The following is a 15,431-nucleotide window of genomic DNA, read 5'->3' on the forward strand; positions in this document are numbered from 1 at the left end:
CCGACCGCACTTCGCACTGCGGCAGAGCCACAGGCCATTATTAAAATGGCACAGCTTAGCGTGTCTCGTGGCAGACGGAGGTGCATTGACGTGACGAATGACGACGGCCTAGGCCCCCTTCCGAAAGCAGACTCGAAATCCGTTCTCCAGCGTCGGAGTTTACAGGCACTCGCTGCAGCGCTGAGCCCCGACGAGTTCGTATTGCGCGACGAACGCATCGATGACTTTGGCGTTGACGTAACACTTGAGGTCCTCTCGAATTCAAGAGCAACAAATTGCCGCTCGCAAGTTCAAGTCAAAGCTCGCTCAGGCCTGGAGCCAAACAGGGACGGCTCATTTTCGGTGCCGATTGAGACAAGTAACCTTAACTACATTTTAAACGGATCATGCCCGATATACATCCTGTACCGACCCGAGACGGGCGACCTGTTCTTTGCGTTCGCCATGGACGAGCAGGTGCGGATCTCGAGCCTCGACGAATCATGGCGAGCGAAGAATTCTGTCACGATCAGGTTCCACACAAATATTGACGAAGCGGCGCTCGCGGTCATTCGCGAGCGCATACTGAACGAAGCTCAACGCCACAGACGATTGCGCGCTGAGCTCGCATTCGTTTTACCGAATGGTCGCACGCGCATAGAATTCGACGCAAGCGATGGGCCGGGGCGCATTACAGGACCCGAAGCGGCGGAGGAGCTACTTCTTCGCGACGGCATGAACCTAGTCTCCTGGGGCTTCGCCTCCCGAGTGGTGGAGATCGCAGCGCTTCTCCAACCGCAGCGATACAGAGATGTTCCGAAACTCTCCCTTGTGCTTGGTTATGCCCACTTCTCGAACGGAAACTACCTGACCGCAGACGCAAATCTTCGCGCTGCTCGTGCCCGCCGGCTACAGCTTAAATCCGAAGATCAACATTTTCTATTGTACTTGACGAACGTTGTCGCCTTTGTGTTCGGTGAGATCTCAGCGGAAATATTCCGAGATCGTTCGGAAGCTTGGCGGGCCGATGCGCCTGAGGTTCTCCAACTTCAGTACGACGTTCTTCGACTGTGGACACTCCGAAGCGAGGCCGCCACTACGGAGCTACAGGAGCGATACCATGAGCAGCTGAAGGCCGTGCTCCTCCGCATCGACACGCTGACAGATGTCCCAGAGGCGGTTCGTCAGCATGCTCGGCTCCTCATGGGATTCCACGAAATTCAGGACCGTGTCATGGCCCTAACCCAGGCGCTTATTAATTCACGGGAGCCTGGAATATGGCGCCACGCATACGACAAACCACCCCATCAGATTATTGATGAGGAACTTCAAAACCTCGATCGATGGCGCCAGAAGGTTCGCGAATTGACGGATGCGATCCGCAATACGGGGAACGCTTCACTCTTCTGCCAATCGTTGCATACGCGCGACGTGGGCGAGGCCTTCGTCCTGAGCCAGTTGATCATGGCTGCTGTCATGACGGAGACCAACGTTCCAGCCGTTCCAGAGCGACTTTTCGAACAGCTCCACGCTACCCAGTCCACTGCAGTGCGTTTCGATCAGCCAGAACTCGAACTGCGGTCGCGTTTGGTAGAAGCCGACCTTGCCGATCTTGCTGATGATCGCGCGAGAGCCGTTGAGCTAGCCACCACCGTCCGTGAGACCGCGGAAGCTCTACGCTACGCGGACATCGAGCGATCTGCTGCAAAAATGATTTCGCATAGCTATCACGGTGAACGGCTCGAACAGATACGGCAGCTTCAGCGCGAAGGGTTTGAGGTGGTGTTTGCACAGATGACCGATGAGGATCTCGACCTGTTTGCGCGGCACTCGTGCGACTTGATGCGCGTCCCGCCTGAGCGCCTGCCGGTTGTGCGGGACGGCGCCGAGTGCCAACGGACAATCGCTCGGGAGAAGTTCAGCTGGTGTCGTCATATCGAGATTAAGGAGGACGCTTCGCACGAGGCGAGCCCTGCGACGCTCTACGCATGGCGTCCGGAGCGGGTTGCGCGCTGCGCGCTTCTCTCGCGTCAGTCTGCAGTTCCATCGAAGGACTGGTCCGCGGTGATCGCCGCGTTCAAGGTCAATCATTGCAGCGGCTGTTCGCATCGCACACCCCGACGCGCCGAGTGAGAGGTCCATCGTGTCTGGCGCGCTGCCCCTCTCATAAAAGAGAACGCGGGCAAGGGGCCCCGATGCCGTCCACCTCTGCAGTTGCGCGGCGTTGTTGCTCCTCGCCGCCGTTTCTTCGGTCCATCGCGGCGGGCACGGTCGGTCGTCCACCACAGCCCGCGGAGCGTGCAGTTCTCCTGCATCGCGGACGGCGCCGCCGCGGCCACGGGCGCGAGCCTCGGGACGCTCAACCTCAGCCTCGTCGAGGCGAGCGAGGCCGGCGTCGAGACCACCTAGCGGCGCAGGTCGACCGAACAGGCCATGACCCTCCGCCCGTCGGCCGCCTTCCGCGCGCGCTTCCGGGACGTGCCGAGAGCGCAGCTCGCGCCGGCCGGCCGAGCGGTCCTCTCCTTGCCTGACGCCGAGGTGTTCGAGGAGGTGCCGACGCCTCCCGCCGGCGCGCCCCGCTGACGGGGCGGCCCCGGGTAGTGGGGAAGCCTGGGGTGCTCGACCGATCACCCCGATGGCTGCCGCTGCACCCGGGCCTGTGGACGCGCCGGCTTCCACCGACGCGGTTCGCCGGGCGAGCTCCAATCCAGCTATTCAGGAAACCGGAGCATCTCCACAGCGACGCCGTCCTCGCCCGAGATCATCGTGCCCTCGTCGTCCCAGCTGATGCCGCCCTTGCCCGGCAGCCCCAGCGTGAAGGTGACGCCTTCCACCGTGAGCCGGTCCTCGTCGAGGGTTGCGATGCCGATCGCGTCGCCGCCGCGCCCCGGGCCGCCGTAGCCGCCCTCGCCGCCGTCGCCCCCGGGACCCCCGTTGCAGGAATAGGCCGAGCGGTCCTCCAGCACGCCGCCCGGTGCGCCCCGGCCGCCTCGGCCGCTTCGCTGGGGCTCGCCGCCGTCGCCGCCCTGGCCGCCGTCGGACGTCTCGATCTCGCTGTCGCGCACGGTCACCTTGGCGTGCAGCGCGACGATGCCGATGCTCGGGTCGCCGTTCTCGCCCCCCTTGCCGCCTCGTCCGCCGCAGCCGCCGGCCCCGCCCGAGCCTCCCCCGGCGCCCCCCTTGGACGCCGCGCCGCACACGCCGAGCCCGCCCCTGCGGCCGCCGCCTCCGCCGCCGCCCTGGCCCGGCGTGCCCCAGCCGCCGTCGCCGGCCCAGTCCGCTTCCCAGCCGGCCTCGCTGATGTGCCCGATGCCCTGGCCGGGCGCGCCGACCGTACCGCGCGCGCCGTAGATCCCGTAGTCGCCGTCCGTGCAGTTCACGTCGGCCACGTCCCCGAGCCCTCGCCGTCCGTAGTTGTTGGGGTTCGGCGTCGGGGTCGGCTCACCGTCGCGCCCGTCCTCCGCGCCGCCGGGCAATCCGTCACCGCCCTTGCCGCCGACGCTCGGGAGCCCGCCCTCGCACGGGTTCACCACGGCAGCCCCGCCGGCCACGGTCTCCGCCGAGCACGCGTCGCCGCCGTACATCCCATCGGCGCCGTCGGGTGCACGGCTCGGCTCGGGCAAGTCCTCGCCATCATGGCCCCCCCACCCATACGCGGGGTAAAACCCGCCTCGGAGGATCTCGACCTCGGTGTTCGACTGGACGAGCATCGTGATCGGGCCAAATGAACTCATGATCATGTCGACGATTCTCGATACCCCGTCCGCGGCGCCCGTGTCCTCGGCGGTCGCCGGCACGACGGTCAGCGGAAAGACCGGCTTGTCGGTGACATAAAGCTGGGACCTGCTCCCTGTCTGACGGTGCCACTGGAAGCAATGAAACCCTCCGAGGAGATCGACCCCGGAGGGCAGCACCAGCGGACCATGAAACCCGTCGGCACAGACGAACACGCGCCCGCGCCCGGTGCGCGCGAGCTCGACAGCGCGCTGGAGCGTGCGCACCGGCTTGTCTTTCGTCGTGCCGGGGTTCGCGTCGTCACCGCCTCCGAATTCGTTGGTCACGAACACGCCGCAGCCGTCCACCAGCTCATCGGCGGCGAGGCGCTCGAGACAGACGGACTCCGGCGGCGCCTCGTCGTGACACGCCGCGGAGCCGTCGCACGGTGCTCCGCCGGCGTCGCTCGCGGTCGGTGCGGTGCCGCAACCGGCCACGACGAACAGCAGTGCGAGAAGCGGACAGGTCGCTCGGGTCGTCTTCATGGTCCTCTCTCGGCGCCGCACGTCGCGCGCCGCCACGGTCACTGGGGAGGCCCTGGATCGGGCGCATCGAACGGCCGGTAGGCCATGATGTCGCCGCTCTGGCCACGGCCCCGGTCGTCGTCAGGCGCCGCATTGCCTGCTGGCCCGCCCTGGGCCCGCTGTCCGGCGCGGACGATCACGCCTGGATCGATGCTCAAGAAGGCACCAACGAACGCGACGCCATAGGAAGAGCCCCCGATGCCGCCGCCGGCGTCCCCGCCGCGGCCGCCACGGCCTCCACCCCCGCCGCCGCATGCGTTCAACATGTCCGTGTCATGGTGAACCCCGCCGGAGCCGCCACCGCGACCGAGGCCCCCCAATTGGCCCCTTCCGCCGGCGCCCCCTTGAGCCCCGTTGCCCGTGGTGATCTCGGTCGCCTTGAGCGTGATCGCGCTCCCCTGCAATGCGACGATACCGATGCTCGAGCCGCCGTAGCCGCCCCCCATGCCGCCCCGGCCACCGCAACCGCCGCTCCCGCCCGAGCCGCCAGCAGCGCCGCCCTGCGGTCCGCCCGCGCGGCACGCGATCGTGCCGTCTCGCCCTCTGCCGCCGCCGCCGCCTCCCCCTCCCTGGCCGACGCCGCCCCTCTTGCCGTCCTCGCCCCGGATGCCGACCCAGCCATACGATTCCGAGAGGTAGCCCGCGCCGACAGCGCCGGCAGCGCGCCCGGCATCGTCACCTTCGGCGCCCCGTGCCCCCGGTGTGCACGCGCTGCTGCGCGCGCCGGTCCCCGCGAGGCCCTTGCCCCCCGGATTCACTGCCGGCTCCGGCTGTCCCGGCTCCCCGTCGCCCCCTGCGTCGAGCCCGCCGTCGCCCCCGTAGCCTCCAATGGACTCGGTTCCATCGTCGCACACGGTCACAACCGGAAGGGCGCCCGTCGCGACGTCCGCCGTGCAGGCGTGCGCGCCGTGGTTCCCCGGCTCCCCGTCCCACCCCCGCTCGCTGGACGCGTCCTCGCCCGGCTCCCCGTCCTTGCCGTTGCCCGCGACGATCTTGCTGTCCCGCACGATCGCCCGGGCTCCCGGGCTCAAGATCATCGCGATCGACGACTTGCCATCCGGCGCCGAGGCGTCCGCCGCCACGGCGCGCACGCCGAGGATCATGGAGGTCGCGTCGTCCCCGGGGATGGCCCGCAGGTCCTCCCCCTCGAGGATCCGCAGCGGGATCCCCTCGGGCGGCGCGATGACGGTGGGCTCGTCCGGCCCGCCGAACGACCACGCGTACGACCAGTCGCCGCCCTCACAGCGGCGGCCGCCCCAGAGGTCGACCCCGGAAGGCAGCGTGATTTCCTCCTCGAACGACCCGCCGCACACGTACACGCGCCGGGTCGGCGGCTTGCCGTCGCCTCGTCCGTGCGCGGCGAGCCCGATCGCGTGTTGCAAGGTCTTCACCGGCGCGCCCTTCGTGCCAGGGTTCCCGTCGTCGCCTGACGACGCGCTGACGAACACCCCGCACCCGTCCTTCGCCAGGCTCTTCGCAGGATCGCCGTCGCACGGCGACGCCGGGAGCTGCGGCGGCATCTCGCCGGGGAGCGGCTCGCAGGTGTACATCGTCGCGCAGTCTTCGGCGTAGGAGCACCCGGAGATACCGGCGACGCCCATCGAGGCCATCGCGAGGAGCGAGATGGCACGAGCAACCCCGCGGGCTCGATCATCGACCCGACGACGCATGAGCTCCCCTCCGCCTCACCGCGCGTCCCGACGGAGCAGCCCTGCTTGCTCGCGAACCGCCACCGGAACGGCGCGGAGGCCCTCGGAGGCCGGTGTGGTCCCGCCGAGCGTCGGGCAGCCGTGCAGCGATGGCTCAACGACACGCATGCACGGACGGTACGTCCGCGAGCCGCACAGGGTCAACGGGGTAGAAATCGCCACAGATCGTCGCTTCGGATGAGAAAAAACAGTCCGATGCCGCAAGGCGTTTGTCTGTCCTTGGGTTCGGAGGGCTTGCCAGCGCGATTGCGTGGCGCGCAGGAGCTCGATCTTGCCGCGGAGCGGGTGGATCTCCTCGCGTGTCAGCGCGGGGACGCCTTTGCCACGGTAAAAATACGCCTCCTTGTCGGGGCCAGCGCCCCTCGGAATGAGGGGCCGGAGCATCGGCGAGGCTATCGGCGAAAGGCGTCGGCTCGCCGTCGCGCCCGTCCTCCGCGCCACCGGGCAATCGGTCACCGCCCTTGCCGCCGACGCTCGAGAGCCCGCCCTGAGCACCGCGATCGGTGCACGGCGTGCGCGCGGCGGATCGGCTGCTCGCCGACCTCGGACAGGCGGAGGAAGCGGCCCTCCTTGCGCACGAGGTCGTGCCATGGCGCCGCCGACCTCCTCGGTGGGCACGGCGGGGTCCGCGCGGCGCTGGTAGAGTAGGTCGATGTGGCGGTGGCGAGGCAGGCGCACATTGTCTGTACGGGTCCGGCGCCCTGCATGCTGTCTTGGAGCCTCTGCGTTGCGTAGAGCAGACCACAAGCGGTGATCGACACCCGCGGCCCAGCCCCCTCTCGGAGCATGGTGCCCCGGGAGGGGGGTCAGCCGGGCGCCCCCTTCTTCTTCGCCTCCACGGCCTTCTCGATCTCATCCTCGATCACACGCTCCATCCTGTCCTCGAAAGCGCGGCCAAAGATGTACGGCACGGCCATGGGGAAACCCGTCTCTCCGGGCTCCCCGTCGCACCAGGTGACGGGAAGCCCAGCCTTCTTGAGGGACTGACGAGCCGTCTCGAACGCGAGCTGTAACGCCTGGACCGCGTCCACACCGTAGGCCGAGTCTCGGACGGGATCTGGAATTCCCTGAATATCTACCGGACAGGCCCAGTCACCGGACGCCTTCTGCACCGGCTTGCCGATGGTCACGGTCACCATCCGGCTGGGCTCGCCTACGACCGAGAGGCGGCGTTCTGCAATGGGTTCGAGCGGGGTGTCGTCCTGCATAGGACGCACCTTGCGGCCCCTTCCCGCAGGGTGTCAAGCGGACGCCCTCTTCACGTACCGTAGTGCCAGTAACACCAGCCGAGGCACGCGACCAATCCACCCTTCGCTGCCGCCCAGCAACCGGCCCTCAAGCGAGGATCCGGTGCTTGTGTCATTTGCTCTCATCCGGCGAAGCGTCTCATCGAGGAGTGGATCCTCCGGGGGAATTCTCTTCGCCGGACGGCGAAGAAGTACGGCCTGCTCACCGCGACCGGCGAACTCAACTTTCACCGCACGGCAAGCCTATGTCCCTGGCCTGCTCGGCGTCAGATGGGCTCTACCGAACGGATACACCCGGACCCGCGCCCGCCGCCGACCACCGCGGCCCCCAACCTGGGTCGGGCTCCCTCCACCCTGGGTCCCCAACCTGGGTCGCTCCCTCCGGGGCGATCCCCCGGGGACTGCTTCGTGAGCAACACTGCGCCCGCAAGGCTGCTGCCTGCGGAACAGGCGCGGCGGCACATCACGCTTCCACACCTCGCCGTGCATCGTCGAGAGCCCCCGCTTGCTCCACGCGCGCTCGGCGCGACGGACCGCGCGACCGCGTCGCCACGGCGGGGTGAGCCATGCCCCGAGCTGTGCGGCCCTACATGAATTTCTCGAGTCACCGGACTGGAACGGCGCATGCTCAGGGCGAGCCGCGAGCTGGCGTCCAGGCTCGTTCAAGACTGCGAGAAGAGTGCCATGTCCGCCCTCATTGCCGAACAACAGACCTACCCTCTGCGGCTGGATGTACGACCGCTGACGCCCGTGATCGGGGCGGAGATCCACGGCGTCGACCTGCGCAAGCCGCTGGCCCCAGCCACGGTGCAGGCAATCGAGCAAACCCTGCTCCAATGGAAGGTGATCTTCTTCCGCGAGCAGGACATCTCCAACGAACAGCTGCTCACCTTCGGCCGCACCTTCGGCCCGCTGACGCCGGCCCACCCGATCGCGCTGGGGCTCCCTGAGCACCCGGAGATCTGGGAACGAAAGGCCGCCGAGTACAAGGAGAACCACCGGTCGGACCTCTCCATCCCCACCGCCAAGCCGCCGCGCGACTACAAGGGCTGGCACATCGACATCACCTTCGTCGCCAACCCGAACAGGTACTCCATCCTGCGCGGCGTGGAGATCCCGCCGTATGGCGGCGACACGCTCTGGAGCAACCTCGAGTGCGCCTACGACGGCCTGTCGCCCACGATCAAGGCGCTCGTCGACGGGCTCCAGGCCGTCCACCGCACGAGCAGCTACGATAGCGGAGAGCCCAGGCCGGGCCGCAGGGCCGTAGGCCCGTTCGCCGCGCTTCACCCGCTCGTGCGCGTGCACCCGCGGACCGGCCGCAAATCGCTGTTCGTCAACCCGGGGACGACGAGCCACATCGTGGGCCTGCGAGAGCGCGAGAGCCAGGCGCTGCTCGACATGCTGGCCGACGAGGTGACGCGGCCCGAGTACGCGGTGCGCTTCCGCTGGACGCCCAACGCCATCGCCGTATGGGACAACCAGGCCACCGCCCACGCCGGCCCCATCGACTACGCCCACTTCGACCTGCCGCGCGTCGTTCGCCGCATCACCGTCGCAGGCGAGCTGCCCCAGGGGCCCGACGGGTTCCGCTCGCGGCCGCTCGAAGGCGAGCTGTTCGGCGTGCTCGGTTGACACCGCGCCCCCACGCCGTCTCCGCGCCGGCGCCTCGTCCGCCTCGCTGGGGCTCGCCGCCGTCGCCGCCCTGGCCGGCGTCGAGCGTCTCTATCTCGCTGTCCCGCACGGTCACTCTGGCGTGCAGCGCGACGATGCCGATGCTCGGGTAGCCGCTCTCGCCCCCCTTGCCGCCTCGGCCACCGCAGCCGCCGGCCCGCCCGAGCCTCCCCCGGCGCCCGCCTTGGACGCCGCGCCGCACACGCCAAGCCCGCCCCTGCGGCCGCCTCCGCCGCCGCCCTGGCCCAGCGTGCCCCAGCCGCCGTCGCCGGCCCAGTCCGCTTCCCAGCCGGCCTCCCTGATGCCTGTTCTGGCCCGCGAGCAGACCAGCCTGGCGGGCGCGGCGAGCCATCGAGCTGAAGGCCGCATCGCCGTGCGTGGCGGACCCGAGCCACGCTACAATTCCCCTATGTCCACCGAGGAGCTCCTCGCGCAGGTGCTGCTGTTGCCCCGCCACGAGCGGGCCCGGCTGGCAGAAGAAGTGCTCTCCAGCCTTGAGGAGCCCGACGCCGAGGAGGTCGCAGCAGCGTGGACGGGTGAGCTGACGCGCCGCGCGCGCGAGGTCGCGGAGGGTAAGGTCCAGACGGTCGACTGGGGCACGGCACGCGCGGAGATCCTGAAGGAGCTCGAGGACCGGCGTGCGGGTCGAGCTTCATTCTGAAGCGCGCGCTGAGCTTCGTGCGGGGGCCATCTCTTACGACGAGAGGCGCCCCGGGCTGGGCGACGAGTTCATCGCTGAGGTCTCGTGCCTCGTCGATGCTCGATAAGATTGGAGAGGCCCCGACATCTCTTCAGATCTGGCCAGGGACCGCTCCTGCACCACGGATCATTCGCAGAGCGATCGTCGACCGTTTTCCGTACGTCATTGCGTTCGAGGTGCACCCTGAGCACACGCTCGTGCTCGCCATCGCGCATGCAAAGCGACGTCCGCTGTACTGGCTCACTCGTGCCTTGTGAATGGCCCGCCCAGTACGGCAATGCACCCGACGCCTCTTCGCGCTGCGGGTGATTGTCAAGGCGCTGTGTGGGCGCGGGCGAGCTCCGACTCCAGCCATTCAGGAAACCGGAGCGTCTCCACAGCGACGCCGTCCTCTCCCGAGATCATCGTCGATCCACAGTCGAACGCCGTCACGAATCTGGATTTTTGATTCTGAACGCAAAGCATTTCTATGCCGGCAAACGACGACATCCCGCCCACCGCGCGATCATCTATGGGGGCGTCCTCGGCGGCATGAGCAACGACCGCATCAACGAACTGCTTCACGAGGTCAAGGAGCGAGCGCTGCCGAAGTCGAGCTACGACTCGATACGCAAGCACTATGTGCCCTACTTCGAGAAGGACATGCGCCGCCTCGGTGCGGCCATCGAGAATCCGCCCACGTGGTCCGCCCTGAAGAATACGGGCGAGCGCGCCATCCCGGCGGACGTCGCTCCCGACGACGATCCCACCGACGATGAGTGAGCTGCGTCGACGCGAGATTCGCGTGGAGTGGACCCCGGGGTCACGTGAGCGTTCGCCCGGCCGTCGACCGCGGGCAGTGTAGGGCGGGGAGCATCTCGGCCTTGCAGGCCGCGGCGTCGGGTGGGATCCTCGGGGTGCACCGGCAGGACGTGAGGCAGCATGGGCTCGTTCAACCTCGAGATCTCGGACGACATCCTCGACGAGGCACGCATTCCGCCAGTCGAGCGGGAGGCCGTGCTCAAGCGGGAGCTGGCCGTGCAGCTGTACGCTCGCGAGCTCTTGCCCAAGGCCGCCGCTCGCCGGCTGTCGGGGATGGATCGGGTTGCCTTCGACGACCTCCTCGGGCAGCGCGGGATCCCGTCACGGCTCACGGTCGAGGACTTCGATGAGGATCTCGCCGACCTCGCTGCGTTCCGGCGAGCCGCGGGCAGTGGCGAGCTCCCATGACGACGCCGCTGGTGGTGACGAACAACACGCCCGTGTCGCACCTCCTCCGGATCGGACAGCTTCCGTTGCTCGGGCTTCTGTTCGGGCGCGTGCTCGTTCCCGCCCAGGTGGTCGACGAGCTCGATCGAGGCCAGCACGCCCTCGGCGCTTGGCGTGAGGCGCCAGGTGCCAATGCGTTGGTCGTGGCCGCGCCGCTCGATGGGCCTTTTCTGCGGCAGCTCCTCGTGCAGCTCGACCCCGGAGAGGCTGCGGCCATCGCGCTGGCGGTCGAGAGGAGCGCGTCGCTGTTGCTCATCGACGAGGTTGACGGCAGAAAGGTGGGCCGGCGACACGGGCTACGGATGACGGGGACCCTCGGCGTCTTGCTCGAGGGGAAACGTCAGGGGCACCTTGGCGAGGTCCGAGCGTGGATCGACGCGCTCGGTCGTCAAGGTTTTCACATCGGCGCCGCGCTGAAGCAGCACGTCCTCGCGGCCGCCGGAGAAGCCTGAGAACGGGCGTGAAGCTCAAGAATTACGAATCTGCATGAAGAGACGACGCCGGGGCTGCCCAGGAGACTCCCCGGGGCTGCCCAGGAGCCGCCTTCGCCGCCGCCGTGGCCCGGCGTGCCCCAGACGCCGTCGACGGCCCAGTCCGCTTCCCAGCCAGCCTCGCCGATGCGCCCAGGACCCGCGGCCCAGGACCCGCGCCGAGGCGGGCCCGGCTCGTGACCCTGCCGAACTTGCGGTAAGCTCCCTGCATCATGAGCGACGTCGAGGATGTCCTCGTCGCAGCGCTGCGTCTGTCGGCGGAGGACCGAGCGGCCGTGGCGGCCGCGCTGATCCAGAGCCTCGACGAGACCGAGCAGACGACCGAGGGGGCCGAGGCTGCGTGGGCCGAGGAGATCCAGCAACGTCTCGCCGACGTCGACGCCGGAGTCGTCACGCCGGTACCTTGGCCGGAAGCCAGGCGCCGCATCCTGGCGGCTGCAAACGGCCGTCGTGAAGCTCCTTGAGGTCCTGCCAGCCGCACTCGCGGAAGCCGAGGAGGCTGCGGCATGGTACGCGGAACGGGATCCACGCGTAGCGGCACGGTTCGCCGAAGAGATCGAGGCGGCATTGAACCGAATTGCGGAGGCGCCGGACCGCTGACCCACCACCCGTTATGGGACGCGTCGGGTGCGCTTGACACGGTTTCCCTATCTCGTCGTGTACCGAGACGAGCCGACGCGCATTCTTGTCGTGGCCATCGCCCACGCAAAGCAGAGGCCGGGCTACTGGAGAAAGAGGTGATGGGAGCGCCGCATGCGGTCCCAACAGGCCCTTGGACGCCGCGCCGCACACGCCGAGCCCGCCCCTGCGGCCGCCGCCTCCACCGCCGCCCTGGCCCGGCGTGCCCCGGCCGCCGTCGCTGGCCCAGTCCGCCTCCCAGCCGGCCTCGCTGATGCGTTTGATGCTCGGGTGGGCTGCACGGCCGCCGATCCGTGGCGGACCTTGGACGGCAGACCAATGACATCCTGCCGCGAGGCGCTGAAGACGGAGACACGCATGGAGAAGCGAACCATCGAGCAGCTCGAGGCGGCGCTCGACGCCGTCAGCAAGGACCTGGCGCCCCGCGTCGAGGAGCTCGCTCAGAAGAGCACAAGCGGCGTCCTCACGCCTGAAGAGCACCGAGAATATACCGAGGTCGTCCGCTTGAACGACATGCTTAGCCTCCTCAAGCTTCAGGCAGAGGAGGTATGGAGCATGCGCGCGGCGTCGTGAAGCTGCCGAGCGACACGCGAGAGCTGGTCCAGCGGCGCGCCCAGGGGGCATGTGAGTACTGCCGCCTTCCACGACCAGTTGCCGGAGGGTGAGCGTGACGCGGGCGAGGCGTCATGTGCGGCGGCCGGTCGGGACCTCGTAGGCGAACGAGCCGCGCTCATCGAGGTGGTAGGCGGAGACGTCACGGTCGATCTTCCGCCCGCCGGCGCTCGTGAACATGCGCCGGGGAAAGACGCGCACGCGGGCCTGCGCGGCGCCGGGGAGCAGCTCGAAGCGGCCGGCGCTGAAGCCATGGAGGCGGGTGACGCTGCGGCCGCCGGGGCCGTCGTGCTCCTCGAGACCGAAGAGGGAGGCGCCCTGCAGGGCGTGACGCGCGTGGCCGCCGCCGTGGGCGGTCGAGGTGGCGGTGCCCTCGTGCATGTGGCCGAAGAAGTGGGCGGCGAAGCGACCGGCCGGGTCCACCTCCTGGCGGAAGTCCTGGCGTGCCTGCGGGTGGAGCCACTCGGGCGGGTGGTGGGTGAGCAGCAGGTTGATGTGATGGCGCTGCAACCACTCGGGGGCGTCCTCGTCGCAGACGACGTGGAGCTGGCGCGGGTCCACGGCGAGGCGCTCCTGGTAGTCGCCGCCGGTGAGCTGCAGGAAGGCCGAGTTGAGACCGATGACGCCGAGCTCGAGGCCGTGGAGCGACAGCGAGTACGAGCTGTCGCCCGGCAGGATGCCGAGCGTCCGGCGGTCACGGACGTGCCACCGGCAAGAATCGACCCACGCGGTGTAGGGCCTGAAGATCTGCGCGAGGCGCTCGCGGTAGCCGAGGCTGTCATTCACGTCGAACACCTGGTCGCGCAGGCGCGCGTTGGCGTGCCACTGCGAGAGGGCCAGCACGTACGGATCGAGATCGCTGGGGCGCCTCAGGTCGTGGTTGCCGGGCACGGTGATCAGCCGCGGTTGCGAGCCGAGCTGGTCGAAGCGCCGCCACAGCCTGTCGAGGGTAGCGTCGAGCTTCTTGAACTCGTCGGCGCTGCCGCGCTGGGTCAGGTCCCCGGTGAACAGCACGAGGTCCCACGGGCCGCACAGGTCGTGCAGGCGCGCGAGGTCGTCGAACAGCGTGGCCATGACGTTCGGCCACAGCCAGCTCGTGCCGCCCATGCCCTGGTGGAGGTCGGTGAGGTGCAGCCAGCCGACCGAAGCGGGCCTCGCGGGCGTGGACGGCGCTGGCCGCGGGGCGCTCGGGTCTTTCTCGGGAGGGCGGGTCGGGCGCGACAGCTTGGCCGAGGAGTCGAGACCCCGAGCGGCCAGGCCGACGGTCGTGGCGTCGCGTCCGGCGGTCGGCCGCGCGGGCTCCGGCGCGGGGGTCGCGGCCGGGGATTCTTCGAGCTCGCCCGCGTCCGAGTCCGCGGCCTCTCCCGCGAGCTGGGCCCCCTGCCAGAGCAGCACGTCGGCGCCGTGTGGCGAGATCGTGTGTTCCTCGAGGAGCTTGCGGACGCGTGCGCTGTAGTCGAGGTACCCGGTCGGCTTGCCGAGCGCGATGGGCGGGCCGCCGTCGATCGCGGCGAGCCCCCGCGCCATCGTCGTGGTCGCCGGCGAGAAGCGCATGGGATCCCGGGTGTGCAGGATCATCGACGGGAACAGCCAGCCGCCGCCCGGCAGGCTGCCCCCGCGGCGGAGCGCGGCCAGGTGCTCGGCGAGCCAGGCATCGTCGGCTTGCCATAAAGAAGGCACCGCCGCGTTCACGCTGTCCAGCGCGGCGACCAGCAGGTTCGCGTTGTTGCCGACCAGGCCAGTGGCGAAGCGATTGTTTACGTCGCGGCCGTCGACGTGGTCGGCGTTGAAGAGCTGGAGCAGCCGCCGGAGGCCGGTCTCGTCGAGCTGCCCGAGGGAGCTCTCAATCAGCATGCGCGCTCGCGCGAGCGCGCCCTCCCGCCGGGCGATGCGCTCCGGGTGCAGCCGGGTCCGCGTCTGGTGCAACACCTGTTGGCGATCGAGCATAGGCGGCGACTATACCCGGGCGCGGCTCCCGTCGGCCGCCTCGCGCGAACGGGCGTCGCCCTGGCCGGGCAAGGCCCATCTGAGCGATCATGCCCTTTCGCGTGCCTGGGTCGCGTAGGCACCGAGCTGCGCGACGAGGTGCTCGAAGACGAGGCGGACGCGGCGCACGGCGCGCAGATCCTCGTGCATGACGACCCAGGCGTCCAGGTGGAAGGCGAGCGCGGGCAGCACGCGCACGAGCGGCACCGGCCGCCGGCTGAGCGGGAGCTGGCACACCCCGATGCCGAGGCCGGCGCGCACCGCGGCGAGCTTCACGATGTCGCTGTCGCTGCGGAACGCATAATCGCGCGGCGTTGTGACGAGCCCGGCGGCGGCGAGCGCGTCGATGATGGCGCGGGAGCCGTCGGCGCCGATGAGGGCGTGGCCCGGCACGAGCCCCGCGAGCGACGTCGGGGCAGCGTGCGCGGCGAGGTACGCCTTGGTGGCGAAGAGGCCGAGCTCGATGCGCCCGGCGCAGCGCCTCACCAGGCCGGCCTGCGTCGGCTCCGCCATGCGCACGGCGACATCGGCGTCGCGGCGCAGGAGATCCTCGGTGCGATTCGTGGCGACGAGCTCGATATGAAGGCGCGGATGAGCGACGAGGAGCGGGGCGAGCATCGGGGGAAGCACCTCGACGCCAACGACCTCGCTGCACGTGACGCGCACGGTGCCGCGGTCGGCATCGGTGGGGCTCGACACGGCGCGCACGAGGGCGCGCGCGCTCGCGGCGATGGACTCGGCGTAGGGCAGCGTGGCAAGCGCGAGCTCGGTCGGCACCAGGCCGTTCGGCGCGCGGGTGAACAGCACGACGCCGAGCTGCGACTCGAGCTGCTCGATCTCCCCCCGTG

The 15,431-nt window shown here is 69.2% G+C and carries 14 protein-coding genes and 2 pseudogenes; 10 read left to right on the forward strand and 6 right to left on the reverse strand.

Annotated elements, in window-relative coordinates; all coding sequences use genetic code 11:
- The first annotated feature begins 90 nt into the window (after positions 1–90).
- Together WMF46_RS40185 and WMF46_RS40190 are read left to right on the forward strand one after the other, a co-directional pair.
- Complete coding sequence (locus tag WMF46_RS40185; protein WP_437982055.1) at positions 91–2,112, forward strand: DUF4365 domain-containing protein; 2,022 nt, start codon at positions 91–93, stop codon at positions 2,110–2,112.
- A 300-nt stretch (positions 2,113–2,412) separates the two neighbouring features.
- Positions 2,413–2,562, forward strand: a complete 150-nt coding sequence (locus WMF46_RS40190) for a hypothetical protein (protein ID WP_437982056.1) — start codon at positions 2,413–2,415, stop codon at positions 2,560–2,562.
- 128 nt (positions 2,563–2,690) lie between these two features.
- Here the strand turns inward: WMF46_RS40190 and WMF46_RS40195 are convergent, their stop codons facing one another.
- The 3 genes from WMF46_RS40195 to WMF46_RS40205 form a co-directional block, all read right to left on the reverse strand.
- On the reverse strand, positions 2,691–4,238 hold the full coding sequence (locus WMF46_RS40195) for a hypothetical protein (protein WP_437982057.1): 1,548 nt from the start codon (positions 4,236–4,238) through the stop codon (positions 2,691–2,693).
- 38 nt (positions 4,239–4,276) lie between these two features.
- Entirely contained in the window at positions 4,277–5,947 is a 1,671-nt protein-coding gene (locus tag WMF46_RS40200; protein WP_437982058.1) for a hypothetical protein, read from the reverse strand.
- Between the two features lie 845 nt (positions 5,948–6,792).
- On the reverse strand, positions 6,793–7,194 hold the full coding sequence (locus WMF46_RS40205; RefSeq protein ID WP_437982059.1) for a DUF6968 family protein: 402 nt from the start codon (positions 7,192–7,194) through the stop codon (positions 6,793–6,795).
- Between the two features lie 723 nt (positions 7,195–7,917).
- Between WMF46_RS40205 and WMF46_RS40210 the strand changes: the two genes are divergently transcribed.
- Complete coding sequence (locus WMF46_RS40210; RefSeq protein ID WP_437982060.1) at positions 7,918–8,868, forward strand: TauD/TfdA dioxygenase family protein; 951 nt, start codon at positions 7,918–7,920, stop codon at positions 8,866–8,868.
- Between the two features lie 31 nt (positions 8,869–8,899).
- Here WMF46_RS40210 and WMF46_RS40215 read toward each other — a convergent pair.
- Positions 8,900–9,210: pseudogene (locus WMF46_RS40215) on the reverse strand (hypothetical protein); the annotation flags it as partial.
- Between the two features lie 7 nt (positions 9,211–9,217).
- Between WMF46_RS40215 and WMF46_RS40220 the strand changes: the two are divergent.
- The 7 genes and pseudogenes from WMF46_RS40220 (at position 9,218) to WMF46_RS40250 (ending at position 12,558) form a co-directional block, all read left to right on the forward strand.
- On the forward strand, positions 9,218–9,568 hold the full coding sequence (locus WMF46_RS40220) for an addiction module protein (protein ID WP_437987993.1): 351 nt from the start codon (positions 9,218–9,220) through the stop codon (positions 9,566–9,568).
- Positions 9,569–9,931: 363 nt separating this feature from the next.
- Positions 9,932–10,369, forward strand: a complete 438-nt coding sequence (locus WMF46_RS40225) for a hypothetical protein (RefSeq protein ID WP_437982061.1) — start codon at positions 9,932–9,934, stop codon at positions 10,367–10,369.
- A gap of 159 nt (positions 10,370–10,528) precedes the next feature.
- Positions 10,529–10,816 carry a UPF0175 family protein gene (locus WMF46_RS40230; protein WP_437982062.1) on the forward strand — a complete coding sequence of 96 codons (288 nt, stop codon included), beginning with the start codon at positions 10,529–10,531 and terminating at the stop codon, positions 10,814–10,816.
- Positions 10,813–11,307, forward strand: coding sequence for a DUF3368 domain-containing protein (locus tag WMF46_RS40235; RefSeq protein ID WP_437982063.1), 495 nt, complete (start codon positions 10,813–10,815; stop codon positions 11,305–11,307). Before WMF46_RS40230 ends, WMF46_RS40235 begins: the two co-directional genes overlap by 4 nt.
- A 251-nt stretch (positions 11,308–11,558) precedes the next feature.
- Positions 11,559–11,810: an addiction module protein gene (locus tag WMF46_RS40240; RefSeq protein WP_437982064.1), complete on the forward strand. Its 252-nt coding sequence runs from the start codon at positions 11,559–11,561 to the stop codon at positions 11,808–11,810.
- Between the two features lie 160 nt (positions 11,811–11,970).
- Positions 11,971–12,087: pseudogene (locus WMF46_RS40245) on the forward strand (hypothetical protein); the annotation flags it as partial.
- Between the two features lie 255 nt (positions 12,088–12,342).
- Positions 12,343–12,558, forward strand: a complete 216-nt coding sequence (locus WMF46_RS40250) for a hypothetical protein (protein ID WP_437711724.1) — start codon at positions 12,343–12,345, stop codon at positions 12,556–12,558.
- Positions 12,559–12,669: 111 nt separating this feature from the next.
- Here the strand turns inward: WMF46_RS40250 and WMF46_RS40255 are convergent, their stop codons facing one another.
- Together WMF46_RS40255 and WMF46_RS40260 are read right to left on the reverse strand one after the other, a co-directional pair.
- On the reverse strand, positions 12,670–14,544 hold the full coding sequence (locus WMF46_RS40255; protein WP_437982065.1) for a metallophosphoesterase family protein: 1,875 nt from the start codon (positions 14,542–14,544) through the stop codon (positions 12,670–12,672).
- A gap of 87 nt (positions 14,545–14,631) precedes the next feature.
- Entirely contained in the window at positions 14,632–15,390 is a 759-nt protein-coding gene (locus tag WMF46_RS40260) for a LysR substrate-binding domain-containing protein (protein WP_437982066.1), read from the reverse strand.
- Positions 15,391–15,431: the final 41 nt, after the last annotated feature.

This window comes from Sorangium sp. So ce117 (genome assembly GCF_051524395.1).
In the GTDB taxonomy this organism is placed as follows: Bacteria; Myxococcota_A; Polyangia; order Polyangiales; family Polyangiaceae; genus Sorangium; species Sorangium cellulosum_B.

Excerpts from the sequence above, each read along its gene's own strand:
- WMF46_RS40195 (WP_437982057.1), bottom strand. The coding sequence starts at position 4,238 with ATGAAGACGACCCGAGCGACCTGTCCGCTTCTCGCACTGCTGTTCGTC.
- WMF46_RS40230 (WP_437982062.1), top strand. The coding sequence starts at position 10,529 with ATGGGCTCGTTCAACCTCGAGATCTCGGACGACATCCTCGACGAGGCA.
- WMF46_RS40200 (WP_437982058.1), bottom strand. The coding sequence starts at position 5,947 with ATGCGTCGTCGGGTCGATGATCGAGCCCGCGGGGTTGCTCGTGCCATC.
- WMF46_RS40190 (WP_437982056.1), top strand. The coding sequence starts at position 2,413 with ATGACCCTCCGCCCGTCGGCCGCCTTCCGCGCGCGCTTCCGGGACGTG.
- WMF46_RS40210 (WP_437982060.1), top strand. The coding sequence starts at position 7,918 with ATGTCCGCCCTCATTGCCGAACAACAGACCTACCCTCTGCGGCTGGAT.
- WMF46_RS40205 (WP_437982059.1), bottom strand. The coding sequence starts at position 7,194 with ATGCAGGACGACACCCCGCTCGAACCCATTGCAGAACGCCGCCTCTCG.
- WMF46_RS40250 (WP_437711724.1), top strand. The coding sequence starts at position 12,343 with ATGGAGAAGCGAACCATCGAGCAGCTCGAGGCGGCGCTCGACGCCGTC.
- WMF46_RS40255 (WP_437982065.1), bottom strand. The coding sequence starts at position 14,544 with ATGCTCGATCGCCAACAGGTGTTGCACCAGACGCGGACCCGGCTGCAC.
- WMF46_RS40240 (WP_437982064.1), top strand. The coding sequence starts at position 11,559 with ATGAGCGACGTCGAGGATGTCCTCGTCGCAGCGCTGCGTCTGTCGGCG.
- WMF46_RS40235 (WP_437982063.1), top strand. The coding sequence starts at position 10,813 with ATGACGACGCCGCTGGTGGTGACGAACAACACGCCCGTGTCGCACCTC.